This window comes from Novosphingobium organovorum (genome assembly GCF_022832435.1).
Taxonomy (GTDB): Bacteria; Pseudomonadota; Alphaproteobacteria; order Sphingomonadales; family Sphingomonadaceae; genus Novosphingobium; species Novosphingobium organovorum.
Genome location: NZ_JALHLF010000028.1, coordinates 1 through 25,416, shown reverse-complemented (window position 1 = coordinate 25,416; position 25,416 = coordinate 1). Strand labels below are relative to the sequence as shown.

17 protein-coding genes are annotated in these 25,416 nt (G+C 63.2%); 10 read left to right on the top strand and 7 right to left on the bottom strand.

Features of this window, described 5'->3' with window-relative positions; genetic code table 11:
* Positions 1–14: 14 nt before the first annotated feature.
* Complete coding sequence (gene manD / locus MTR62_RS09315) at positions 15–1,223, bottom strand: D-mannonate dehydratase ManD (RefSeq protein WP_244019614.1); 1,209 nt, start codon at positions 1,221–1,223, stop codon at positions 15–17.
* A gap of 92 nt (positions 1,224–1,315) precedes the next feature.
* On the opposite strand from manD, the gene MTR62_RS09310 reads away from it, so the two are divergent.
* From MTR62_RS09310 to MTR62_RS09295, 4 genes are all read left to right on the top strand, one after another.
* On the top strand, positions 1,316–2,122 hold the full coding sequence (locus tag MTR62_RS09310; RefSeq protein WP_244019612.1) for a FadR/GntR family transcriptional regulator: 807 nt from the start codon (positions 1,316–1,318) through the stop codon (positions 2,120–2,122).
* Positions 2,123–2,139: 17 nt separating this feature from the next.
* Positions 2,140–3,564, top strand: coding sequence for a glucuronate isomerase (gene uxaC, locus MTR62_RS09305; RefSeq protein ID WP_244019610.1), 1,425 nt, complete (start codon positions 2,140–2,142; stop codon positions 3,562–3,564).
* Between the two features lie 17 nt (positions 3,565–3,581).
* Positions 3,582–4,991 (top strand): mannitol dehydrogenase family protein, encoded by a 1,410-nt coding sequence (locus MTR62_RS09300; protein ID WP_244019604.1) that lies wholly within the window; start codon positions 3,582–3,584, stop codon positions 4,989–4,991.
* Positions 4,992–5,407: 416 nt separating this feature from the next.
* Positions 5,408–8,248, top strand: a complete 2,841-nt coding sequence (locus MTR62_RS09295) for a TonB-dependent receptor plug domain-containing protein (RefSeq protein WP_244019602.1) — start codon at positions 5,408–5,410, stop codon at positions 8,246–8,248.
* Between the two features lie 261 nt (positions 8,249–8,509).
* On the opposite strand, the gene MTR62_RS09290 is transcribed toward MTR62_RS09295, so the two are convergent.
* The 4 genes from MTR62_RS09290 to MTR62_RS09275 form a co-directional block, all read right to left on the bottom strand.
* A complete protein-coding gene (locus tag MTR62_RS09290) occupies positions 8,510–9,796 on the bottom strand; it encodes an MFS transporter (protein ID WP_244019596.1) in 1,287 nt (428 codons plus the stop codon).
* On the bottom strand, positions 9,796–12,027 hold the full coding sequence (locus MTR62_RS09285; protein WP_244019593.1) for a TonB-dependent receptor: 2,232 nt from the start codon (positions 12,025–12,027) through the stop codon (positions 9,796–9,798). Before MTR62_RS09285 ends, MTR62_RS09290 begins: the two co-directional genes overlap by 1 nt.
* 41 nt (positions 12,028–12,068) lie before the next feature.
* Entirely contained in the window at positions 12,069–13,271 is a 1,203-nt protein-coding gene (locus MTR62_RS09280) for an aromatic ring-hydroxylating oxygenase subunit alpha (RefSeq protein WP_244019586.1), read from the bottom strand.
* Positions 13,272–13,334: 63 nt separating this feature from the next.
* The gene (locus tag MTR62_RS09275) at positions 13,335–14,252 is read right to left on the bottom strand and encodes a DODA-type extradiol aromatic ring-opening family dioxygenase (protein ID WP_244019584.1); all 918 of its coding nucleotides are present in this window, start codon (positions 14,250–14,252) and stop codon (positions 13,335–13,337) included.
* Positions 14,253–14,397: 145 nt separating this feature from the next.
* Between MTR62_RS09275 and MTR62_RS09270 the strand changes: the two genes are divergently transcribed.
* The 3 genes from MTR62_RS09270 to MTR62_RS09260 all read left to right on the top strand — a co-directional run bounded on the left by MTR62_RS09270 (position 14,398) and on the right by MTR62_RS09260 (position 17,185).
* Positions 14,398–15,312, top strand: coding sequence for a LysR family transcriptional regulator (locus tag MTR62_RS09270; protein ID WP_244019582.1), 915 nt, complete (start codon positions 14,398–14,400; stop codon positions 15,310–15,312).
* A gap of 93 nt (positions 15,313–15,405) precedes the next feature.
* The gene (locus MTR62_RS09265) at positions 15,406–16,671 is read left to right on the top strand and encodes an aromatic ring-hydroxylating oxygenase subunit alpha (protein ID WP_244019580.1); all 1,266 of its coding nucleotides are present in this window, start codon (positions 15,406–15,408) and stop codon (positions 16,669–16,671) included.
* Between the two features lie 22 nt (positions 16,672–16,693).
* The gene (locus tag MTR62_RS09260; protein WP_244019578.1) at positions 16,694–17,185 is read left to right on the top strand and encodes a VOC family protein; all 492 of its coding nucleotides are present in this window, start codon (positions 16,694–16,696) and stop codon (positions 17,183–17,185) included.
* A 317-nt stretch (positions 17,186–17,502) separates the two neighbouring features.
* Here MTR62_RS09260 and MTR62_RS09255 read toward each other — a convergent pair whose 3' ends face one another.
* The gene (locus MTR62_RS09255; RefSeq protein WP_244019576.1) at positions 17,503–18,804 is read right to left on the bottom strand and encodes a DUF2264 domain-containing protein; all 1,302 of its coding nucleotides are present in this window, start codon (positions 18,802–18,804) and stop codon (positions 17,503–17,505) included.
* Positions 18,801–19,757, bottom strand: a complete 957-nt coding sequence (locus MTR62_RS09250; protein WP_244019574.1) for a DUF4861 family protein — start codon at positions 19,755–19,757, stop codon at positions 18,801–18,803. The genes MTR62_RS09255 and MTR62_RS09250 overlap by 4 nt, the downstream gene beginning before the upstream one ends.
* A gap of 264 nt (positions 19,758–20,021) precedes the next feature.
* On the opposite strand from MTR62_RS09250, the gene MTR62_RS09245 reads away from it, so the two are divergent.
* The 3 genes from MTR62_RS09245 to MTR62_RS09235 form a co-directional block, all read left to right on the top strand.
* The gene (locus tag MTR62_RS09245) at positions 20,022–21,137 is read left to right on the top strand and encodes a glycoside hydrolase family 88/105 protein (RefSeq protein WP_244019572.1); all 1,116 of its coding nucleotides are present in this window, start codon (positions 20,022–20,024) and stop codon (positions 21,135–21,137) included.
* A 116-nt stretch (positions 21,138–21,253) separates the two neighbouring features.
* A complete protein-coding gene (locus MTR62_RS09240; protein WP_244019570.1) occupies positions 21,254–24,487 on the top strand; it encodes a glycoside hydrolase family 2 TIM barrel-domain containing protein in 3,234 nt (1,077 codons plus the stop codon).
* 14 nt (positions 24,488–24,501) lie between these two features.
* On the top strand, positions 24,502–25,416 hold a 915-nt coding region (locus MTR62_RS09235; RefSeq protein WP_244019568.1), incomplete at its 3' end, for a BNR repeat-containing protein.

The following is a 25,416-nucleotide window of genomic DNA, read 5'->3' as shown; positions in this document are numbered from 1 at the left end:
TTCACGTGCGGGGCTCACCAGCTCCACATCGTGCCATCCTCGAGGCGCGCGACGGGAAGGCAGGCTTGCTTGTAGGGATAGCGCGCGGCCAGGGCTTCATCGATGTCCACGCCATGACCCGGCGTTTCCCCCACGATCAGGTGGCCGTCCTCGAACCGGTAGTCGTGCGGGAAAACCGCATCGGTCTCCTCGGAGTGGCGCATATATTCCTGAATGCCAAAATTGGGCACCCAGGTGTCGAAATGCAGCGCACAACCCATGGTCACCGGGGACAAGTCAGTCGCCCCATGGCACCCCGTACGGACCTGGTACAGGCTGGCGAGGTCGGCAATTCGCCTGAGATGCGTCAGTCCACCGGCGCCCACAACCGTGGTGCGAATGTAATCGATCAGCTGGTTTTCGATCAGGTCCTTGGCATCCCAGATCGTGTTGAAGATCTCCCCCACCGCGAGCGGCGTCACGGTGTGCTGTCGCACCAGCCGGAACGCCTCCTGATTTTCTGCCGGCGTGCAATCCTCCAGCCAGAACAGCTGATACGGCTCAAGCCTCTTGCCCAGATTCGCGGCTTCCTGCGGGGTGTAGCGATGATGGCCATCATGCAGGAGATGGTGATCGAAGCCGTAAGTCGCGCGCAGCTTCTCGAACAGCTGCGGCACATAATTGAGTGCCTTGCGTGTGTCCCAGCCGGTCACCGACGGGAGCGTGGCATCGGCAGGCTCGTAGTAGAGTTGGCCACGTCCCACGCCATAGGCATCCTTGATGCCCGGCACACCGGTTTGTGCCCGGATCGCCTTGTACCCCATGTCGATATAGCGGCCAACGGCCTCCACGGTGCTGTCGATGTCCGAACCATTGGCATGGCCATAGACCATGACCCGCTCTCGGCTCTTTCCGCCCAGGAGGTCATAAAGTGGCATACCAGCCATCTTGGCCTTGATGTCCCACAAGGCCATGTCCACCGCTGCGATCGCACGCATGGTTACCGGACCACGCCGCCAGTATGCGCCCTTGTAAAGGTATTGCCAGACATCCTCGATCCGCCGGGGGTCCATACCCACGATGCACGGTACGACGTGGTCCTCAAGATAGGAAACCACTGCCTTTTCTCGGCCATTCAAGGTGCCGTCGCCGATCCCGTAAACCCCCTGATCGGTCCATATTTTTAGGGTGACGAAATTTCGTCCGGGGCTAGAAACGATGACTTTGGCGGCTTCAATTTTCATATCGGGGCCCTCAACACGCTCTTAAAATTGGTCCAGCAATTAACTTACCAGTTGCAAAAAATTGGTTGGACCGCAATAGAAAGGTTATGGCGATGGCAAGCAAGAAGAAGGGCACGGACGCCGATCTCACCGAAATCCTCTCGCTCGAGGATGACGGCACCCGCCTGTACAAGCGCGTTGCCCGGCGCCTCGTCGAGGAATTGCAGTCGGGACGCTATCAAGTCGGCGACAGAATGCCCGCTGAACGCGACCTTGCTGCGGAGCTGTCGGTCAGCCGCACGGTCGTGCGCGAAGCCATGCTGGCGCTCGAAGTGCTCGGACTGATCGAAGTGCGCATGGGGGCGGGCACATTCGTGCAGCGCCTTCCGGCCTGCGACGAAGACAGCGCCTCGCAACCCGGTTTCGACATCAGCCCATTCGAACTGCTCGAAGCGCGCATGGCGATCGAAGGCGAAGCCGCCGCACTGGCCGCCGTCCAGATCTCCCCCGAAGAGATCGTGCGGCTCGAGACCCTCATCGCGGCGATCGGACAGCAGAACAAGCACCATTCCGCCGAAGAGAACGCGGACATGGCCTTCCACACCACGATCGCCCGCGCCACGCGCAACAGCGCCATCGAAAAAGCCGTAGAGGAACTTTGGCGGCAGCGCTGGGCCTCTCCTTCCTGCAAGCTACTCCTGCAAAAGGCGCGCACCGCAAACGTCCTGCCCATGGTCGACGAACACACCGCAATCGTCGATGCGCTCAAGCACCGCGATCCGAACGCTGCGCGCACCGCCATGCGCACCCATCTGGCTGCTGTAATCCAGCATCTGCTTTTTGCCGTGGAAGAGCAGGCACTCGAAGAGGCCCGCAAGGCCGCGGCATCGACGCGCCAGCGCTATGGCAACTTCACTTAGCCGAACTGGAAAAGACCGTGACGCCCCACGCCCTGACCCTGGCACCTGACCGCCTGTTCCCCAGCGACGCCACGCAACGCGCCATTGCCCGCAACCTGTACGACCATGTTCGCGACCTCCCCATCATCAGCCCCCATGGGCACACCGATCCGCAGTGGTTTGCACAGGACACTGCCTTCGCGAATGCGGCACAACTGCTCTTGCAGCCCGATCACTACGTCCTGCGCATGCTCTATTCTCAAGGGGTCTCGTTTGAAGCGCTTGGCATTGGCGAACCGGGCCAGGACACCCCGGCTCGGGAGGCCTGGCGGCAGTTCGGACAGCGCTACCACCTTTTTCGCGGCACCCCTTCGCAGTTGTGGCTCGATTGGGTGTTCCGCGAGAGCTTTGGTATCGAGGTGCGCCTGTGCGCGCAGACCTGCGACCTGTATTTCGACACGATCACCGATGCCCTCACCCGGCCCGAATTTCGCCCCAGGGCGCTGTTCGACCGCTACCGCATCGAAGTTCTGACCACCACCGAGAGTCCTCTCGACCCGCTGGTCCACCACCAGGCGATCCGGCTTGAAAACGAGCGGCCGGGAGGCTGGCAGGGACGCGTACTGACCGCCTACCGTCCCGATCCGGTCGTCGATCCGGAGTTCGAGGGCTTCCAGACGAACCTCGATCGGCTGTCTGAGTGCACGGGCCAAGACTGCCGGACCTGGGCCGGCTATCTCGCCGCACACCGCGACAGACGGCGCTTTTTCGCCGCCATGGGCGCGACCTCGACCGATCACGGCCACCCCACCGCGTTGACGGCGGACCTTGACCGCAGCGATTGCGAAACTCTGTTCGCGCGCGTGTGCTCGAATCGCTTCACCCCAGCCGACGCCGAACTCTTTCGTGCCCAGATGCTGACGGAGATGGCCGCCATGAGCCTGGAAGATGGCCTCGTCATGCAGTTGCATCCAGGCTCGCTGCGCAACCACAACACGACACTGTTCCGCGCCTTCGGGCGCGACAAGGGCGCCGACATTCCCGTGGCCACCGAATATGTGCGCGCGCTTCGCCCACTGCTCGAACGCTTTGGCAACGCCCCCGATTTCCGCCTGATCGTGTTCACCCTTGACGAAACCACCTATGCCCGCGAACTGGCGCCATTGGCCGGCCATTATCCCTGCCTGAGGCTCGGTCCGGCCTGGTGGTTTCACGACAGCCCGGAGGGCATGCGCCGCTTCCGCGAACAGACGACCGAAACCGCCGGTTTCTACAACACGGTCGGCTTCAACGACGACACGCGGGCCTTCCTGTCGATTCCCGCCCGCCACGATGTTGCCCGCCGCATCGACAGCGCATTCCTGGCCCGCCTTGTCGCCGAGCACCGCCTGCTTGAGGACGAGGCGGCCGAAGTGCTCTTGGACCTGACCTACACTCTGCCTAAACGGGCGTACAAACTGTGACCCGACCCACCCCAAGATTGAGCGCAGCCACCTGCCGGACACTGCCGGACACGCTCGCGCGCTTTACCTACGCACGTCCGGATGCGGCGCTCTCCAACTTTGGCATCGTCCATTTCGGTATCGGCGCGTTCCACCGGGCGCATCAGGCCTGGTACACCGATCAGGCGATGAGCGCGGCGGCGGCGCAAGGGCAAGACGCCCAAGGCGCCCCAGGCGGAATGGATAGCTGGGCCATACTCGGTGTCTCGATGCGCTCGCCTGACGTCGCCCTGCAGCTCAATCCGCAGGATGGCCTGTTCACCGTGACCGAATGTTGCGGCACCCGGTCGACCACCCGCCTCGTGGGATCAGTCCGCCACGTTGCCATAGCACCGCGCGAGCCTGAAGCGGTCATCGCCGCCCTCGCAGCCCCGACCTGCCGCCTGGCCACCTTCACGGTCACCGAAAAGGGCTATTGCCGCGAACCCGATGGCGGGCTCGATGTCGAACTGGCAGACAAGGGCAGCTTCTATCCCCTTCTCGCGGCGGCTTTCGAACGGCGCCGCAAAGCGGGCCTCGAAGGCATCACGCTTTTGAGCTGCGACAATCTGCCTCACAACGGCCGCCAACTGGCGCGACTGATCGGCGAGTACCTCGCGCGAAGGGCCCCCGAACTGGCCGCCTGGTTTGAAGCCCGCTGCCGGTGCCCCTCGAGCATGGTCGACCGCATCGTTCCAGCTCCCACAGAGGCGGACCGCGCTGCGGTTCGCACACGCCTGGGCCTGGAGGATGCCGCGGCGGTCGTTACCGAACCTTTCAGCCAATGGGTGATCGAAGACGACTTTGCGCAAGACCGGCCACGCTGGGAGGTCGCCGGAGCCCAGTTCGTACGCGACGTCACGCCATACGAAACCGCCAAGCTGCGCATGCTCAACGGCGCCCATTCCGCGCTCGCCTACCTCGGGCTGGACCGGGGCCACACTTTCGTGCACCAGGCGATCGGCGATCCGGCTCTGCGCCCGCTTGTCGCCACGCTCATGCGCGACGAAGCGGCATCGACAATCACCGCCGCGCCGGAACAGGATCTCCCAGCCTACGCCGGCTCGCTGCTGGAACGCTTCGACAACGAGGCCTTGAACCACCGGTTGCGCCAAATCGCCATGGACGGCAGCCAGAAAATCCCGCAGCGCTGGCTTGAGACACTTGCCATCCGTCAGGCACGAGGCTTGCCGGGCACCGCTCTCTGGGCCGCACTCGCTGCCTGGCTTCGACACGTGCGCGGCGATCACGGTCCGGTCGATGACCCGTTTGCGACCGAGTTGGCGGCAGCCTGGAACCAGGCCGGTCGCTTCGGGATCGTCGATTCTCTGTTCGGCGAAGGCGGAATCCTTGGCGGAATCTGGACGCCCGACGAGGTTGCGCGCGCCTACATCAACGCCCGGCTGTAACCATCCCGCAGCTATAGCCAACTGCTTACGCGACGTCAGACAGCGCTTTGCCAAAGCCTTCGCAGAGTCATTTGGACCGTCCATTCCTGCGCGCATCCCCAACGATTGGACTGACACAATATCGCGAATGTTCCGGCCATCGTGGCGCCGACCGACGACACTTCCGACGACGGTTTGCGCGGCGTTTTGCGCGGCGTTTTGCGCGGCGTTTTGCCCCCACGCCCACCAAGGGCTCAGACAGTCGAAACAACTCTCCCGGAAGATGTTTCACAGCTGTCAGCCACCAAAAATCCCCATCCCTGAAATTTTCCTGCCCCACCTGAACAGATACAATTATATTTTTAATTTAAGCACTTAGAATTCACTTTCTATCGATCAACTAAAATCACAGACAATCATATTCAATCAGAATCATATTGACTGCAACTCCATGCAGAGTTAGCCCCGCATCGGCAAAAGGCTCAAAAAGAGCATCTAATGGGAGGCGATACATGGGAGAGTTCACGCTTGGAAACCCGATCCGGACCGGGGTCAAAACGACAACCGCGCTGGCACCGATCGCATTTCTGGTCATGGCAGGACCTGCATTTGCCCAGCCAATTTCAAGCCCTGAAAGCACGCAGAACGATAATCGGTCCAGCCAATCAGACACCGACGATAGCGAAGGTGGATCGAGCAAGCAGGACGTCACGAACGACGATATCGTCGTTACCGGCACGCGCATTCGCGGTCTTGCAGCTCCGACGGGCAGCAATCTGGTCTCGGTCTCGAGCGAGCAAATTCAGGCAACCGGGGCCAGCGATGCCACGCAATTGCTCAACCAGACGATTTCGCAATTGCCCACCTTCAACACGCTGGCCGTCGGCGCTGGCGGCGAGGTGAACACGGTCCCGCGCCTGGGCCTTCGCGGCTTCGGCAATTCGGCTGGCAACGCTTCGGGGGGAACGGCCACACTCATCCTGTTCAACGGGCACCGCGTAGTTTTCACCGGATACGGTTCGTCCGACGTCGATCCCAATTCGATCCCCTCCGACATCATCCAGTCGGTCCAGGTCATGCCCGACGGCGGTTCGGCGGCCTATGGCTCGGATGCCGTGGGTGGCGTCATCAATTTCGTAACCAAGAAGCAGTTCGATGGGGTGGAAGGGCATGTCCAGACCGGGCAGGCAGACCACTATCACTCCAACGTCGCGACGCTCACCGCGGGGAAAAGTTGGGACTCGGGCAACATCTTGTTCAGCGTCAACTTTTCCAACAATAACGCGCTGCTCAACAAGTATCGCTCCTACACCAGCGTGGACTACACCCGGCACGGTGGCGGCGACTACCGCCAGACATTCTGCCCCTATGGCTCGTTCACGGTCAATGGCACCGCCTACGCCGCGCCCGATTTCGCCGCGCTCGACGAGCAACCCAAGTGCGAACCAAACGCCAATTCCAGCATGGCCCCGCAGCAGCGACGCGTGAACGTGTTCAGCTATGCCGAGCAGGCCATCACGCCGGATCTCAAATTCAACGTCGATGCGTTCTATTCGCGCCGGGAATCGAAATACTACACCGACGTGAATTCGCTCGGATCGCAAGTGACGATCGATGCGTCCAACCCCTATTTCCATGCGGTCGACGGCGAAACCTCGCAAACCGTTTCCTTCAGTTATGCCAACGCGCTCGGGCCCTATCGCATAAGCCCGCAGGACCTCACGAGTTGGCAGGTTTCGCCCGGCCTCACCTGGCATGTGGATGGCAACTGGACCGCGAGCGCCAACTTCATCTGGGGTTACAGCAAGGCCAACATCCATTCACGATCGGCGATCTCGACGGCGCTCATCACCGCTGCCAACGTCAACCCCTATGACACCTCGCAAATGTCCTCTGAACTGATCGGTTCGCTGGCCAACTACGAGAACCACTATGTCGGCGTGAACCGGCTCAAACAGGCACAGTTTTCGCTGGACGGGTCGCTGTTCGCGTTGCCGGGAGGGGACGTGAAGCTCGCGGTTGGCTCCGAGCTGCTCAAGCAGAAGCTGGAAACCGAAACCGCGCGCGGACCGATCGGGACAACTACCCCCTCCTACCTCGACAGCGCGCGCACGGTCGAGGCCGTCTACGGTGAATTGTATATCCCAATCTTCGGGCCTGATAACGCCGTGCCAGCCGTTCAGGCGCTGGATATCGCCATCGCAGCCCGCTACGATCACTACAGCGACTTCGGCAGCACCTTCAATCCGCGCTTCGGTATCAACTACCGCCCTATCGATGACCTGCTTATCCGTGGCAACTATCAGACCACTTTTACCGCCGCCAGCCTCGCCGACAGCGGCCTGAACGCCAATATCCTCCAAGTCCTCTCGGTCGCCCCTGGCGTGTACAAGCTCTATGTCGCGGGAACAGGCCTCAACCTCAAGCCGACCGAAGGCAAGACCTTCTCCGTTGGATTCGACTGGACTCCCAAGGCTGTGGAAGGCCTGCGCGTGAGCACCACCTACTGGAACACCCGGCTCAGCAACATCATCAGCCAGGCTCTCGCCGCATACGGCGGCAGCGCCTTTGCCTCTTCGACCGCCTATGCGCTTTGCGGGGTGGGCTATGCCCAGTATTCCGCCTCGCCCAATGGTGCGTGCACGCAGCAACAAGTCCAGACGATCCAGGACACGCTCGGCGCGGGGCAATTCCAAGGGGCCGCCGGCATCACCCAGGTCTCCGACCTGTTCCAGAACGGCAATACGATCGCCACGCTCATTGATGCCCGGCGCGGCAATTTCGGGCGCGAAAAGATCAGTGGCCTCGACTTTGAGGTCGCCTACAACACCGATACCTCCTTCGGCACGGCGTTTGCCCAGATCGGCGGCACCTATATACTGCAAAAGATGATCGCCCCCACCGCGACCGCGCCCTACGTCGATTATCTGAGCGGAGAAACCGTCAACCCGCAGGGGTCGCGCTTCGGCTTCACCGCGACGACCGGGATAACCTCGGGACCGGCCTCGGTACGCGTTAACGTGACCTACACCGGAGGGTACGATATCCCGCCTGGCACCGTGGGACAGACCAGCATCGGCTCGTTCACGCTGACCAACCTGTCGGGTTCGCTGGACCTGGGCGAACTGGGGGGTATGCAGAGCAATATCCTGGAATTCGGGATCGACAATCTCTTCGACGTGTCGCCGCCCTGGAATTCGGCTCAGGGAACCAGCGGATATCCTGCAGCCGGAACGCTTGGCCGCCTGTTCCGTATCGGGCTGCGAACCAATTTCTAAAATAGAATCAAACCACTAGAGCATTTTTCAAGCAGGTGGAATCACCTGACGGTTCAGAAAATGCGTCAAAACAAAAGGCTAGAGCGGTCGATCCGATGCAATCTAATCGAAAGCCGCTCTAGTATTTTGATTTTGACATTTGCATCCCCTGGATGCCTGGGATGAGTCTGCAAAATATCAAAATCATAAAATCCACTAGAATCAAATGAATGCTAGTGGATTGCAACTCCATCCGGGAGACTTCGAAAGCCCGAACAACAACTATCCATCGGATTCGGGCAAGAACGTGTACGATGGGAGGACAAGCATGGCGACACTGTTCCAAGCAAGCAAGGGAACGATCAGGAGGAGGCCTGTGAAATAGCTTCCCGTTGCATCGAAACAGATGTTGAGCGCCACCGTCGCCAAGGCAGACACCAACAGGGCCAATGCGAACATTACTCCCGATATCGCACCAAGAGCGTGACGCCCGAAATAGCGCGACAGAAGAAACGCAAGGGCACTGAATTCGGCGCCCAGCCCAAGTCCCAGCAAGACACCGCTCAGCATCAGCGCCCAGAATGCCTTGGCGAAAACGAGCAACAGCAAACCGGTCACACCCGATGCGTAGCATGGCGCAAGCAGACGTGGTCGCCATGTACGATCGAGCAGCAGGCCGACCGTCGGCTCCCAGATCGCGCAGGTCAGCGCAAACACGGATAGGACGGAAGTCGCGGCATCCAGCGACAGGCCGCGATCGACGAGAGAAGGCTCGATCGTCGCAAACAGGGCCTGCAAGCAGCCACCGCCGATCGGCAGAGATGTCGCCAGAAGCCAGAAGATCGGACTGCGCAGCGCCTCGCGCAATCCGGGACCTTCCGCCGTGGCGCCTTCCTGCTCGGCCCGTTCCAGCGGCGGCGTCTTGATGAAAGCATATAGGATCGGAAACCCGACCAGAAATGTTACGAGCGCCAGCCCGCCATAGGCCACGCGCCAAGTGTACGCGCCAAGAAGCAGAGCCGCCAGGATCGGCAAGAGCGCCGAGCCCAGGCCGTTGCCGATACCGCCAGCAACGCCGATGAGAAGGCCGCGTCGATCGTCGAACGAGTCCGCAAGAAGCTTGGCGATCACCATGTTGCTCGCCAGCGCCCCGATCACGCCGACAACCGCGAATTGCAGATAGAACAGCACGGGATTGGGAAACACGAGCGCCAGCCCCGCGATCGAGGCCGCAAGCAGGGTATTGCCCACGAGGATCACCCGCCTCGACCCGTACCGGTCGGCAAGCCGTCCGGCCGGCGCCGACCCGAAGGCATTGCCCAGCAAGGCAACGGCCAGCGCCCCGCTCACCAGCGATCGCGGCCAGCCGAACTCGGTCGCGATCGGCACCAGGAACAGGCCGAAGGTGGCGATCACGCTGGGCGTGACACTGAGCATGTTGCCGATCAGACCGGCAAAGACCAGCCCCGCCGCCGAGCCACGCGCCCCCGCTGCGAGCCCCTGCGGGAGCCCCTCCGAAAGCCTCGCTGCGGAGCTCTCCACCCGAACGCTGCTGCGAACCTCCCCCATCAGAACGCGCTACCCAGCGTAACCCCGTAGGTGCGCGGCGCGGCGTACTGGATGTAGTCGCCGTTGGTCTGCGACGCCAAGGTCGCGGCGTAGTTCTTGTTCAGCAGATTCCTGCCCCAGAACTTGACGCTCAGCGCATCGTCGATCTGGGCGAGCTTGAACGAAGCGTTGATGAGACTGTACGCGCCTTGCCGAAGCGGGTTGTCTGCTTCGGCGTACCAACCGTCGTTGTAGCTGTAGGTCGCATTGGCTTCGACCTTGAACGCCTCGAACGCGTGCGCGTATGTGAGCGCCGCGTAAGCGGTCAGTTCGGGCGCTTTTGCCAGCTGGTTGCCTTTCGCCCCATCCGCTTGCGTCGTATAGGTCGTACCGCCATCCGGCAGGCCGACGGGAACCGAGATTGGCGCATCGGGGAAACTGTCGTAGCGGCTGTGCAACGCTTCGAGCCCGCTGGTCAGGTGGACATCACCGGTCACCGCCCATTCCATGTCCGCATCCAATCCAAACAGCGTCGCTTTCCCGCCGTTGATGATCACGAGACTGCCATCGGGATAGGTCGTGGTCTGCATGTTCGTGTACTTGTACAAGAATCCGCTCAGGTTGACCCGCACGGCCTCGTCGAAAAACACACCTTTTTCTCCGATTTCAAAGGCATCAAGCCGTTCGGGTTTGATCAGGAGCGGATAGAGGCTGGGATCGGCGTTGTTGAACGTGCCGCTCTTGTACCCGCGATTGTAGGAAGCGAAGGCCAGGATCGAGGGCGAGAGGCGCTGAGACACGGCCAGGCGCCACGACAAGTTGCGGAAGGTCTTGCTCGCCCGCACGTCGACATCGTCGATCCCGTAATCCGGCAGGGTTTCGACGAAGTGCATCTTGCGTCGCTCGATTGAATAGCGCAGCCCCGCGGTCAACGACAGCCCCGAACCCGTCTCGTAGGTCCCCTGTCCGAACAGGGCGCCGGAAAGCGTGCGCCGGTCGGGCGACTGCACGATACCCGAAGGCAGGCCATAAAGCGCGAAGGAATCCCCGGCGATCGTGGTGGGTTCCATATACCCTGCCCGTTCCCAGAAATAATAGGCGCCCACCACCCAGTCGAGCGGCGATCCCCGGGTCGAGGCGAACTGCAGTTCCTCGGAGAACTGCCGGTGGGGCTCCTTGCCCGTCAGGTAGAAAGTCGTGCCCGGTTCGGCGGTCAGGGTGCTGTCGAACAGCGAGTCATAGGCCGTCTTGCGAAAGGCGCTGATGCTTTTCAGCGTAATCGCCCCCAGGTCCTGCGTGACGGTGGCGGCGAGGCCCCATTGCGAGGTGTGCAAATAGGGCTGGGGGTCGCCATAGACATTGCGCGGATTGCTCGCCACGGGAGGATCGAATTCCGGTATCGTCCCGGGGGCCGGTGCGAGCGTGGGAATGGCGTTGGTCTTTTCGTAGTCGGCGACCACCAGGACGTCCGTACCCGCGCCGGGCTGCCAACGCATCTTGCCACGCACGGCCAGGTTTTCGGTCCGGTCCACGTCCTTGCCATTGGCCAGGTTCGTGGCGTAGCCATCGCCCTGATGCGAATAGCCCACGGCGAGATTGGCGGCCAGGTTCGAGGTCACCCCGCCCGTGATGTAGTACTGCGCCGTCAGCGTGTCATAGTTGCCATAGCCCAGCGCGGCCTTGCCGCTCAGCGCATATTCGGGATCCAGGGTCCGGATCTGGATCGCGCCCCCGGTCGCGTTGCGCCCGAACAACGTGCCCTGCGGCCCCTTGTCGACCTCGATCGAGGCGATATTGTCGAGCGTCATCAGCCCTCCGGCCTGCGCAGCGTAGTAGACGCCGTCCACATAGGTCGCGACCGGGTTTTCGAAGCCGGGTCCGGTTGCGTTGGTGCCCACCCCGCGGATATAGGGTTGGGCGTAACCCACGACGTTGGAGAAGACCAGGCCGGGAACCACGGTTCCCAGGTCCGCGATCGCATCCACTCCCGAACGTTCCAGCGCGCTCTTGCTCAGGGCACTGATCGTGATCGGTACATCCTGCAGGTTCTGTTCGCGCCGTTGCGCCGTGACGACAATTGCGTTCAATCTGGTGTCCGCCGCTTTGGCCGGTTTCACCGTGTCCGCTTGCTGCGCCCAGGCGGCAGAAGCCGAAAGGGCGACCCCCGACACGAGCGCCACACGCAGCGACGCCGTGACCACCCGAAGGCCTGCGCGCCTATCTTCCCTGCGAATTGATCGATTGATTGGCATGACCATCCCCTACCTAAGACGCGAAATGCCCCTCCCTGTTCTTATTTTTTGTTTTTTTCTTCTACACTTTCGATAACCATCTTCTGGAATTCATGGACCGCCACTTCCCAATAGGGCGAAAAGCGCGTGCGAATTCCGGCCGCATCGCGCGCACGGAGCGTCGCCTGGGTGCCTTCCACGAACGGGAAGTCCTGCGGAACGACACTCAGCCACATGTCCCGGACCTGCGCGCGCGCGCTCTCGAGTTGCGGCGCGGTGGCGACCTCGCCTTCGTAGTAGAGATGCAGTTCCAGCCGCGTTCGCGAAGCCCCCTCGGGCATCAGCAAGCCCAGCATCAGGTGATCGGGCGAAATGAGCACGGTCCCCGTCGGAAAAACGTTGAAGACGAGCATTTCGGTCATCGGCAGGCCGTCGTGCCGGCCAAGGTCGGGCAAGCGCCCCGCGCCAGCATCGGCCGGTGTCTCGCCGCTCTGCGGCCCACCGCTCATATCGACGATGCCCCCGGCATAAGTCCCGGCATGAACGAAAGGCGTCGAATTGCGGAAGTCCTGCGCGCCGAGCTGGGGGTGCCCGAACGGTAAATGGTAATCCTCGATCCCCCCTTCGGTGGCGAGCTTCCAATTACCCTCGTAATATTTGTCGACCCGGCCAGCATGGCGCAGGTCCTCGAACCGGAAACGCGCCAGAGCGGTCTCGAGAGGTGCGATAAAACGCTCGAACGGATCGGCCAGGCCATCCAGATTGATGAACACATAGTCCAGCCAGCGCCCCACCGGGATCGGCTTCAAACCCAGCTGCGCCTTCTCGAAGGCATCGACGCGGTTCGTCCTTTCACCGCCAAGTTCGGGCGTCGCCAGCAAGTTGCCATCAAGATCGTAGGCCCAGCTGTGCCAGGGGCAGCGCAAGCGCTTTGCAGCCTTGCAGGGTTTGCCAACCAGTTGAATCGCCCGATGCCGGCAGATGTTGTGGAAGGCCTTGATCTCCCCGTCCTTGCCGCGCACGAGAAGGATCGGATTGCCGACGAAATCTATCGGCAAAAGGTCGCCCGGATCGGGAATGGCCGCCCCGACCGCCACGATACTCCAACTGCGCGCGAAAACGGTCTGACGTTCGAGTTCGAAGAAGGCCTCGCCGTAGAAGGCTCCCGGCAAACCTTCGGCCACTTCGATGGGCCGGAACAGCGCCTCGCGCGCGGCGTGGATCGCCTCTGGTTCGATGGCTTGCGGCCAGGCCCCATACGGCATCAATATCTTCCTTCCATTTCAACAGCCATGAGCTTTCCCTTTTCGCAAGACCGGGGACTGGCGTCACGCATCCGAGCTTCCTTTCAGGGAAAAATCGCCGTCACCTGGCCGTGTTGGCCGCATGCGATCCGCCTGCGGGGGCCAAGCCTTCGCTCCCACGCCCGGATCGGCGAAAGAAAAAGCCGACTGGAGATTGCCCAGAGTCGGCGCGTTGTAGATTCGCGTGCCAGCGCTCCCTTCCCCGGCCCCAGCCATGACGAGCAACGGAAGAAAATGTTCGGGCGTTGGATGACACACGCTGGCAAAGGGCGCGCTTTGCCATTGGGCCAGCGCACGCTCGCGTTCTTCCGGGTCGGACATGGTCAGAACGCTGCCGAGCCAGGCATCGAAGGCGGCGGCCGGTTCCGCCTGATTGGGAATGCGCCCGAGAATACCCGCCACGTTGTGGTACGTCATCCCGCTTCCAACGAGCAGCACGTCCTCGCGGCGCAGCGGTGCCAGCGCCCGGCCCAGGGCGATGAGTTCGCTCGCCTGCGCCCCTCGTGGCAGCGAGAGCTGCAAAATGGGCACGTCGGCATCGGGATAGATCAGCAAGAAGGGCACGAAGACCCCATGATCGAGCCCGCGTTCACGCTCAATGTCGCACGCGAAACCCGCCGAAACGAGACACGAGCGCACCCGTTCGGCGACTTGCGGCGATCCGGCCGCCGGATACTCGAGTTCGTACGTGTGCCGAGGAAAGCCCGCATAATCGAACAGCAGCGTGTTGCGCTCGACCGACTGGACGGTCGGCCTGGCCGTTTCCCAATGCCCCGAGACGACCAGCACAGCTTTGGGAATACGCCCTAATCCGGCGCTCACCGAGCGCAGGAAGACGGCCATGGACTCCCACATATCGTCGGGATAGTGAGGACCCCAATCCATGAAAAAGCATGGCCCACCGCCATGGGGTATGAACAACGCCGGCAGACTCTCGGTCAATTCCTTATCCCCGTGCAGAGGCAATCGTCGTGCTGCCTCGATTTCCTGTACCGAAAGAGTGATGGGTGCTCGGCGTCGCGCATAGAGGCAGATTATCGATGGGTAACATAGGCAAGAGTTATGAGATCCGGCGGGCTGCAGCGCCATGACCCCTCTCGACCGCTTCGCCCGAAACCTCGACTGGAACCTGCTCAAGTACTTTACCCAGATCGCCCGGCACGGGGGGATCGGAGCGGCCGCGACAAGCCTCAACCTCAGCCAGCCAAGCGTGAGCGCGGCCCTGCGCAAGCTGGAAGACCATGTCGGCGCCCAGCTGGTGATCCGCTCACCGCGCGGCGTTCGGTTGACCCTGGTCGGCGAAGCCTTCAGCCGCGAGTGCGAGCAAATCCTGTCGCGCATCGAAGCCATGCCCTCGGCCGTGCGCGAACTGACCGGGACCATTGGCGGTTCGGTCCTGGTGAAGACCATTTCGCACGTGGCCTCGGCCGCACTCGACGCTGGCCTGCTCGATTTTCGCGAACGCCACCCCGATGTCGAGCTCATGCTGGAAACGGCCCCGTGGGAGGATATCGCGCAGGCCCTGCTGGAGGGGCAGCTGGCCGTGGGCGTCGGCTTCGACGATGCGCAGCATCCTGCGCTTCAACGCGCGGTGCTCACCTACGAAAACATCCAGATCTACTGCGCCAAGTCGCACCCGCTGGCCAGCCGCACCATCGACACCCCTAGCGACCTTGCCAACGAGCCGTTCATCGCGTTCAGCGCCGGCGAACCGGCCGCGCTCAAGGCCTTTCGCGAACGGCATGGCCTGGGCGAACGCATCGTGGGCTTTGCCAACACGGTGCATGACGCGGCCTGGCTGGTCAGTCTGGGCGTGGGCATCGGAATGCTGCCCGAACCGGCCGCCAGCACGCTGGGCGACGAAATAGTGCCGATCCTCGCGCGGGCCGCCATGCCCCGGCTCGCGATCAACCTGTTCTGGCGTTCGGACCTGCAGGACCGCGCGAGCGAGCTGCTGGTCGAGGCGATACTGGCGCAGATCGACGCCCGGATCGCGCAATAGCCGCCGACTATGACGGGTATATCGATGTAGCGTCTACACGCTTGGGTGATGGATTCGTTAGCTCCCTTCCACCAGCAGGGAGGCTTTGGAACCATGACAGGAACACCACCACACGGCGCGGGGGACCACCGACTCGACGACCAGGCGCTTGCCGCCGCCCGCCGGGTGATCGACGCGTCCTCCAAAGTCGGCGAGCCCTACGCCACCGCCGAAATCTTTCCGGCCGAAGCCTATACCGGGGAGGCTTTCTGGCGGTTCGAGCGATGGGCCCTGTTCGAACGGCAGTGGCTTTGCGTTGGCCATGTCAACCAGATCCGCGAGCCCGGCTCGTATTTTCCGATAACGCTCGTCGATGAGCCCATGATCGTCACACGCGACGAAGATGGTGACATTCACGTTCTCTCGGCCATCTGCCAGCATCGCGGACACCCGCTGCGCGACGGCCTGGATCCGGCCGACGACACGGGACGCTGTTCCAAGGGCAAGCTGCTCATCTGCCCCTACCACGCCTGGAGCTACAAGCTCGACGGCAGTCTGTTTGCGGCCCCCGGCATGGCCAGGACCGCCCCGATCGCGGATCTGCGCCAGCGCCTGCGCCTGCCCCGGATCCGCCACGCGATCTTCCACGGTCTCATTTTCGTGAATTTCGACGAGGACGCCCCCGCGCTGGAGGAGCAGCTCTCCACGATGGATGAACTGATCGCGAACTATGGCATCGCGGATCTGGTGCCGACCCCCACGCTCGTGACCGACGAAATCGGGTCGAACTGGAAGATCTATCAGGAAAACTCGCTCGAGCCCTACCATACCGATGTCGTGCACCGAAATTCGCACAACCCGGCGCCCGCGAACCTGTCCAGGTTCTACGACTGTCCAGCGCAGGGCGGGGCGATCTACACGACCACCGACTTTGCCAAGGACGCCGAGCTGTTCACCGCCGACGGCGCCGACGAACTGGCGAAAATCGAAGGCCTGACCCACGAGGAGCAGGGACGTATCCTCTTCATCTCCGTACTGCCCATGCTGTTCATCCTGTGCGAACCCGCATCGGTGCTCGTCACGATGGCGCTCCCCGGTTCGGCGGAAACGATGAAATTGCTGACCTTCTCGCTCTATCCCGAGGCCGCGACCCGGCACCCGCGGTTCGATGAAATCAGCCAGGCACAGGCCGCCGCGCTCGCTGGTATCGTCCAGGAAGACCTGGTCACCCAGGAGGCTCTGCAACGCGGACATCGATCGCGCTACACGCCCAAGGGCGTGCTGTCCTGGCTGGAAACCACGATCCCGCAGATGAACGGCTGGCTGCTCGAACGCTACCGCTCCGCGCTCGACGCGGCAGAGCGCCGGGACCGGGCCTGACCGACCACAACAGGAGCAAACGATGAAACGCCCGAACTTTCTCGCCTATGTCGATTTCGCGAGCACCGACGTATCGGCCACCGGCGACTTCTACGAGGCCGTCCTGGGCTGGCAGCACGACCGGCAAATGGAGGGCCTCTACCACCGCATGCTGCCCGGCGGCTTTTTCACCGGCAGCGATGGCCAGGACAGCGAGATCCGGCATCTCCACATGGGCATTTTCGACGTCGCCAACGCGCGGCCGCATCCCGACCCCGAAGGTGTGGAGCCGCGCGCGCCGGCCAACGATGGACGCCGTGCCCGGATCTGGGTCGAGGTGAGCCCCGACGACACCCACGATCGCATCATGGCGCAAGCCGAGACGCACGGAGCCACGATCTTGTGGCGCAATCACATCTTCACCTGCTTCGGCGGCCTGACCGATGCCTTCCGCGACCCATGGGGCAACGAAGTCGTGATCTGGACCGAACGGGCGGATCGCCCGGATCTTCCCGCGCACATCACCCGCGAATGAGCCGGCACCGCGCCTCCCCGCGAGCGCGCGCCAGTCCGGTATATCCTCAGGCCCGCGCCGAATTCGGCCCACCTGGATGACCGCGCCATAACCCGATTTCGGCACGAACCGACCAACCCTGACCGCCCAATGATTGGGCCCGACCCCAATTGGCCCCGTTACGTGCCTTTCGGGCCAGGCCGCTTAGGACCTGTGGGGATTGAGCCCATTCGAGCCTCAAACGGTTTTCGATCAAATCGCATCAGATCGACCGCTCAAGGCTTGTGTCTTGACGCATTCCCTGAACCGTCACGTGAGTCCGCCTGAGGAAAAAAGGCTTAGACGTCGATATAGTGGTCCTTCGTGAAGTCACTCCCGCGGTAGGCCTTCATCATCGTCCAGGCCTCGGGCGCGCAAGTCCAGAAGCTGTCCTGCGAGGCAAGTCCCAGGGCAAGCAGGCTTTCGCTCGTGATATACATGCTCCCGGCGTTGGAATAGACATCGCCGAGCGAGGGTTGGTGGCGTGCGAAACCAATGGTCAGAAAACCATCCGCATTGAAATTGCTCGGGTCTTCGAAAATGCGGCGCTGTGTGGCCAGGCACGCGGCCCGGACCTGCCCTTCGGGCAGCTTTTCGGGAAGCTCCTTGCGCCAGGCCAGATAGGCCAGCGGCTGGTGCACGGCGGTCCGGTACGTCAGCGAGCGCCCGACGGGCGGGAACGCCCCGTCCGGCCCGATCATGCGCTCGAGCGCGACGCAAAAGCGCTGCATCCGCTCACGCTCGAGCCTGGCGCGTCCCGGCACGTCGAGCGCGTTGAACCTGGCCCCGGTCTGCACGAGGACGTCCAGGATCTGGCTCAGCATGGGATGGATCACATAGCTGTTGTACATGTCGAAATGAAACGCATCCCCATCGCCGTACCAGCCATCGCCCACATACCATTCGCCGAACTTGCGCAAGGCCAGATCCAGGCGAACCGGGTCCCACTCTTCGCCGACCAGCAAAAGAAAGGCCTCGTTCATGGCCGCGAAGAGCAGCCAGTTGGTGTAGGGCGGCGCAACACGGCGCAAGCCCTTTATCACACCGACGATACGCTGCTTGGTGCGCGCATCGAGCGGCTCCCACAAGGCCTTGGGCGCGCGAATCAGAGCGCTGGTGAAATAGGCGGAATCGACCAGAGCCTGCCCTTCGCCTTCCCACAGGACACGGTCCGGGCTGTCCGGGTCGACGCTGTGCGCATAGCTTGCCAAGGCCCAGTCACGGATGCGCGCGCGCAGGCGCCCTTCGGGCGAAGCGTCCTCGCTCAGAGCCAGCCAGGGTGCCAGACCATCGATGAGGCGGCCAAACGCCTCGAGATAGGCCACTTTGGCGTTGCGGCCGTCCCAACTCGGGCTCAGTTCCGGAGTCCATGTGCGCTGCAACTGCCCCTCGGCCATACGCGAGAGGACCGGTGTGGCCATCTTCTCCAACAGCGCGAGCATATAGGCCCGGTCGCGGGCGCCTGGATACAAGCCACCCGGCTCCCCCACTCCCGCTTGTGGCTCGGCGCCGCCTTGCGCGATCGCCGGACGGGAGACCAGCGCCACGCCAGCGGCACCGGTAGCGGCCTGCTTCATGAGCGCGCGGCGATCGATGGTCATGCGCCCTCCTTCGGGGGATGGAAATCAAGCGGTTCGCCCCGGACGTACGCATCCCAGGCTGAACGGGTGGTAAAATGGTCCTGTCCCTCACTCCAGGCGCTCGCCGAGTAGTAGACGAAGGGCATGCCGGGCGTGACGTTGAGCAAGATGAGGTAGTTAGAGGCATCCTCTCGAATCTGCGCGAGCTGCTTGGGATCGACGCGGATCGCAATGGCCATCCGGCCATGATCGCCATCCTGCGGTCCCCACCAGCTGATCATTCCCCTTTCGCGATCGATCGTCAGTTCACCGTGACCGCCCCCGGTGGTGTGCTTGCCTATGCCGATGCCGACCACGAGCGGCGCGGAGCTGTCGGAGCGGAGCGTCGAGACCATCCTGGTGAAGTGAGTTCCCAACGGCAGGGTGAAACGGCGCGTCTCCCAGACCCGTCGCGCGACATCGACCGGCCAGGGCGCGTAGTCGACCTCGAAATCGGCGACTTGGCCACCTGTCTGCAGAATCCGCGAGCGCACGTAGTTGCGCGAGGTCCAGAGCTTGTTGTCGTACCAGATCCCCAGCCCTCCGGCACCACGGCTGGTGCCCACGTTGTAGAAATCGAGCCCTTCGCCATGGGTCCTGTGCTGATCGCCGGTCCGCAGCTGACGATCCGCGAAGGGCCGGGCGACATTCTTGCCCCACGAATCGATCCCCGAACCCGACGGTGGCTCCGCAGCCTCGAGCGGGCGGGCGTAGATGCGATGGGCGGTACGGTCGTTCTCCCAGAGCAGATCGTCGTAGCGATAGGCGGCGACTTGGGCGACCGCACGGGGCGTGTCCTGATCACCGGCCTGCGCCGAGGGGCCGGCCGCCACCTGGCGAGGAGCCGGCGCCGCGCCCACAGCGGTTATGCCCACCACGACCAGAGCCAGCACGACCCCGGCTCGCGATGCCCGTCTTTGATTGCGCATGATCATACCCTCTCCCTCATTAGTATGACAAATCTATCGTGTGCGTAACTCCCATCACGCGTCAAGTACCGCATGGCATCGCACGATGACGCGAATCATCTCTTGATTTTCGTCCCTTTCGCACTCGCTCATAGGCATTTGCCGGCGATAGGCGAAGATTTTTCAAGTCCGACAATTGACGCAAGAGCCACGAACATCGAAACTTTGCTCGCAACGGCTGGCGAATCACGCCACCAGGGAGAGGCAATGTTCCGGGGAATTCTACTCGTTTTGTGCGCTGGGCTTTTCCTGTCCGCACCGGCCAACGCGGCACCGGCCGCTCCGCCCCCGCTCAAGGCTGCGCTTGCGCTTGCCGACTGGCAGCTCGCCCACCTCGAGGATGTCTCGCATATCCGCGAGGCCAGCGAGGGAACCCGCCTGACTCGCGGATGGGAGCAGGCCGTGTTCTGGATCGGGATGACCGACCTCGCCGCGTCCGGTGCGCCTGCGCGTATCCGCCAGGCCATCCTCGACATGGGCGCGCGCAACCGCTGGCGCCCCGGCGATTCCACGTATTTCGCCGATGACCAGGCGATCTCCCAAGCCTATGTCTGGGCAGCCTCGCACGGCGCAGGCCCAGCCGCGCTCGCGCCCACCCGCGCCACATTCGGCACCGTCGTCACCAAGCCGGCCATCACGACACTGGCTTTCGTCATTCCGCCGCAGGGCTATGGCGCCACCGAATGCCTCAAGCGCTGGTGCTGGTGCGATGCCCTGTTCATGGCCCCACCCGCCTTCGTCGCGCTGTCCGACCAGACCCGAGACCCCCGTTATCGCCAGTTCGCGCTGAAGGAATTCTGGGCGACGACCGACTTCCTGTACGATCCCGCCGAACATCTCTATTACCGCGACAGCCGCTTCTTCGACCGGCGCGATTCCCACGGGCGAAAGGTGTTCTGGAGCCGAGGGAACGGCTGGGTCATGGGCGGCATGGCGCGGATCATCCCACGCCTGGCAAAAGACAGTCCCGATCGCCGGCGCATGGAAGCCCTGTTTCGCGAGATGGCCGCCCGCGTCGCGACCCTGCAACGCCCCGACGGTTATTGGCCGCCGTCGCTTCTCGCCCCGGAAAACGCGCCTCCCGAAACCAGCGGCACGGCGTTCTATACCTATGCCCTGGCGTGGGGGATCGAGGCGGGGGTGCTTTCGCGCAGCGACTACGAACCCACCGTGCGCAAGGGCTGGGCTGCCCTGCTGCGCGCGATCCAGCCCGACGGCCGGTTGGGCTGGGTTCAGCAGGTTGGCGACCAGCCCGACAGCGTATCGGCGCAGGATACCCAGTTCTATGGGGTGGGCGCGTTTCTCCTGGCCGCGACGGCCGTGGCGAAGCTCGACCGCCCCTCGTGAGCGCGGCTGCGGTTCCCACGCCTTTTCACGGCCGCTGGCCCGCCAGCCCCCCCCCCCCCACGAATGCAAAGACAAGCCCTGGCCATGCGAGCCCGGAACGCAGAGAGGAATGAAGTATGGCGCGCAATCGTAACCGCCTGATGGCGGCCGGTATCGGCACACTGGCCTTGGCCATGGCGAACGCGGCGCAGGCAGAGCCCCCCCGGGTGGAGCCCGTCCAGGTCGATCCCTCGCGGCCCGATTGGGAAAACCCCGAGGTCTTCGCGATCAACACGCTGCCCGCAAGGGCGAGCGGCTTTCCCTATGAGAGCCGCGCCATCGCGCTGAGTGGCGAGATGGCGCGTTCACGACGTTTCCAGTCGCTAGACGGGACATGGAAATTCGCGCTGTCGCCCAATGCCGACATCCTGCCCGAGGGGTTCGAAAAGCCAGGCTTCGACGTCTCGAACTGGGCCTCGATCAAGGTCCCGGCGGACTGGCAGGCCGAAGGGTTCGACCAGCCGCGCTACAACAACGTCACCTATCCGTTTCCAGCCGATCGCCCGCTGATCCGGCACAGCACCAACCCGGTCGGCTCCTACCGCCGCGACTTCGACATCCCCTCGGACTGGAACGGCCAGGACATCATCCTGCACATCGGCGCGGCCGGATCGGCCTACTACGTCTGGCTCAACGGCAAGAAAGTCGGCTACTCGCAGGACAGCAAGCTGCCGTCCGAATTCGACCTCACACCCTTCGCTCACCCGGGCCGCAACACGATCGCCATCCAGATCTTTCGCTGGTCCGACGGCTCCTATCTCGAAGACCAGGACTTCTGGCGCGTTTCGGGCATCGAGCGCGATGTCTATGTCATGGCGGCACCGAAACTGCGGATACGCGATTCGTTCGTCCATGCCCACCTCGACGCCGCGTACCGCAACGGGGAACTGGCCGTCGACCTGGCCGTCACGCCCGGCGCGGCCAGCCGCGCGCGCATCACCCTGCTCGACGGCGACCGATCGATCCTGACGCAAACCGCAGCGGTCCCCGCCGGGCGCACCGAACGCACGCTGACGCTTCGCGGCGAAGTGCCCGCGGTCAAACCCTGGAGCGCGGAGACACCCAACCTCTATACGCTGCTCGTCGAACTCGAGGACGCGGCCGGGCACCTCATGCAGTCCACCCCGGTCAAGGTCGGTTTTCGCACCATCGAGATCCGCAACGGCCTTGTCACCGTCAACGGCAAGCCGATCACGATCCGCGGCGTCAACCGCCACGAACATGACCCGGAAACCTTCCACGTCGTCTCGCGCGCCCTCATGGAGAAGGACGTGCGCCTGATGAAGCAGAACAACGTCAACGCGCTGCGCACGTCGCACTATCCCAACGACCCCTACATCTATGAGCTTGCCGATCGCTACGGCCTCTACATCATGGACGAGGCCGACATCGAGAGCCATGCCTACATGGCCTATGGCAACGACGTTCATCCCGACGAACGCGCGCGCTACCAGATCGGGTTCGACCCGGCGTGGAAGGCCGCCCACGTGAGCCGGGTCGCCAACATGATCGAGCGTGACAAGAACCACCCCTCGGTGATCTTCTGGTCGCTCGGCAACGAAGCGGGAATCGGCCCCAATTTCGAAGCCGCGGCCAAAGCGGCCAAAACGCGCGACCCCTCCCGCCTCGTCAGCTATCTGGGTTGGGGCGAAATTCCGAATGGCGAGCATCGACCGAACTGGTACGCGGACATTTATGCGCCGATGTACGACAGTGCGGCCAAGATGATCGACTACGCCACGAACTGGACTTTCAAGCAGCCCATGATCCAGTGCGAATACGCGCACATGATGGGCAATTCAGGGGGCGACCTGAAGGAATACTGGGACACCATCCACGCCCATCCCGATCGCCTCCAGGGTGGCTTCGTGTGGGACTGGGTGGACCAATCGATGTATCGCCATACCAAGGACGGTACGCGCTACTGGGGCGATGGCAGCGAGTACGGCCCCAACCCTGGCGGCGACATCGAGTTCGGCGATGGGCTGCTCCAGTCCGACCGCACCCCCAACCCCGCGCTGTACGAACTGCGCAAGGTCTACAGCCCGGTCGAATTCGATGATTTCGATCCCGCAGCCGGCCGCCTGAACGTGCACAACCGCCAGGATTTTCTGGATCTATCCGGCTACACCTTCGACTGGGAACTGGAGGAGAACGGCGTCCCCATCGCCAAGGGCGCGCTGGCGCGGCCCGATGTTCCCGCGCACGGGACCGCCAGCCTGCAACTGCCCGTCGCCGCGTTCCCCCACAAGGACGGGGCAGAATACTTCGTCACCATCCAGGCCCGCGCAAAGGCCGGAACGATACCGCTCGTCGAGCCCGGAAGCGTAGTGGGCTGGGAACAGTTCGCTCTGGCCTCCGATACCCCGTCGCTGACCCCGCCGCCAGCGGGGCCCGTCTTGGTCCGTGAAGAGGGGCGCAGCGTCAGCCTCATGGCCGCAGGCAGCACGCTGACGCTCGATCGCGACAGCGGGCTCGTGCGCGCCTACGCGCATGGCGGCACGGTGCTCGCCGAGGGCGGATCGCCCAATTTCTGGCGCGCGGTCACCGACAACGACATCGGCATCGGCACCCAACGGCAACTCGCCCCCTGGAAGGCGATGAGCGAAATGCGCAAGGTGACGGGCTTTCGCATCGAGCACATGCCTGATGGCGCGCAGGAAGCGCGTGTCGATTACGATCTGGGCAATGGCAAAGCGCGCTTCCACACGCTCTTCCACATGGCGAGCGATGGTTCGGTCACGATCACGGGCACGCTCGACCCCTTGGGGCCTGACGTGCCGGCGCCGTTCCGCGTGGGCCTTTCCTTCGCCCTACCCACAACGCTCGACACGGTGGAATGGTACGGGCGCGGCCCGCACGAAAGCTATGTCGATCGCAAGACTTCGGCCCCCATCGGCCTGTGGCGCGGCGCGCTGGCAGACCAGGACCACGACTATATCCGCCCTCAGGAGACCGGCAACAAGGTGGACGTGCGCTGGATGGACATCACCGGAGCGGGCAACGGGCTTCACGTCGAAGGGGCGCGGCCGCTCATGATGAATGCCCTCGCCTTTCCCTATTCCGACCTCTACCGGCGCACACCAGGCACGTGGAAATCCAGTGACATCCGCCCCCACGACCATGGCACGCTGCTCGTCGATGGGGCCCAGTGGGGCGTAGGCGGAGACACCCAGTGGAGCGAGCGTGGCCAGCCTCTGGCGCAATACCGGACCGGCAAAGGCGCTGTAAGCTTTACCCTGCGCCTCTCCCCCTCCAACCTCGACACACTTGCCGCGCCCGGCCCGGCCAGACCCGGTGGCGACAACTGAGAGAATACCGATCCATGACCAAGCTGTTTGCCCTGACGCTGGCTGGCGCTGCTCTTGCCGGTAGCGCCGTGCCCGCCCTTTGCGACACGGGCTCCGTGAGCGCTGCCGTCCACCGGCCCGCCGCCGCGCCGGACGGCAGTGCCGCGCCCGTGCCCGCCTATCATCTTTCCGCCGTCGATCAGGTGTGGTCGAGCCACAAGGTCGATTTCGCGATGGCCTCGGACCAGCACCGCATCTTCATTGCCTATTACGATGCGAACCGGCAACTGACGGTCGCCTCCCGCTCACGCGGCGGCAAGGACTGGGTCTACGACAAACTCGACAGCTGGACAGGGTGGGACAGCCACAACTACATCGCCATGGCGCTCGACAGCCAGGGACAGGTGCACGTCATCGCCAACATGCACGGCGATCCGCTGGTCTATTACCGCACGCAGGACCCAGGCGATGTGCGCACGCTTCACCGGGTCCCCGTACTGGTCGATCGCGCGGTCGAGCAGCATATGACCTATCCCGTGTTCCTCAAGAACGCGTCGGGCGAGCTGATCTTCAAGTACCGCGACGGGATCAGCGGCAATGGCAATGAGATCTACGACGGCTACGATGCCGCAACGCAGCGCTGGGCGCATCTTCAAAGCCAGCCCCTGGTCGATGGCCAGGGCAAGCGCAGTGCCTACTTCATGGGCCCCACGCGCGGCCCCGACGGCTATTTCCATCTCGCCTGGGTCTGGCGCGACACGCCGGCCGCCGAGACCAACCATGACCTGAGCTACGCGCGCAGCCGCGATCTGGTGCACTGGGAGCGTTCAGACGGCACCGCACTCACCCTGCCCATCACGCTGTCGACGGCGGAGATCGTCGACCCTGTCCCCGTGCGGGGCGGGATGATCAACAACAACACGGTCGTAGGCTTCGACGATCAGGGGCGC

Bases quoted from the DNA above. Each gene is read 5' to 3' on its own strand.
- MTR62_RS09285 (WP_244019593.1), bottom strand. From the start codon at position 12,027: ATGCCAATCAATCGATCAATTCGCAGGGAAGATAGGCGCGCAGGCCTT.
- MTR62_RS09255 (WP_244019576.1), bottom strand. From the start codon at position 18,804: ATGACCATCGATCGCCGCGCGCTCATGAAGCAGGCCGCTACCGGTGCC.
- MTR62_RS09250 (WP_244019574.1), bottom strand. From the start codon at position 19,757: ATGATCATGCGCAATCAAAGACGGGCATCGCGAGCCGGGGTCGTGCTG.
- MTR62_RS09270 (WP_244019582.1), top strand. From the start codon at position 14,398: ATGACCCCTCTCGACCGCTTCGCCCGAAACCTCGACTGGAACCTGCTC.
- manD (WP_244019614.1), bottom strand. From the start codon at position 1,223: ATGAAAATTGAAGCCGCCAAAGTCATCGTTTCTAGCCCCGGACGAAAT.
- MTR62_RS09280 (WP_244019586.1), bottom strand. From the start codon at position 13,271: ATGCCGTATGGGGCCTGGCCGCAAGCCATCGAACCAGAGGCGATCCAC.
- MTR62_RS09265 (WP_244019580.1), top strand. From the start codon at position 15,406: ATGACAGGAACACCACCACACGGCGCGGGGGACCACCGACTCGACGAC.
- MTR62_RS09290 (WP_244019596.1), bottom strand. From the start codon at position 9,796: ATGGGGGAGGTTCGCAGCAGCGTTCGGGTGGAGAGCTCCGCAGCGAGG.
- MTR62_RS09260 (WP_244019578.1), top strand. From the start codon at position 16,694: ATGAAACGCCCGAACTTTCTCGCCTATGTCGATTTCGCGAGCACCGAC.
- MTR62_RS09240 (WP_244019570.1), top strand. From the start codon at position 21,254: ATGGCGCGCAATCGTAACCGCCTGATGGCGGCCGGTATCGGCACACTG.
- MTR62_RS09310 (WP_244019612.1), top strand. From the start codon at position 1,316: ATGGCAAGCAAGAAGAAGGGCACGGACGCCGATCTCACCGAAATCCTC.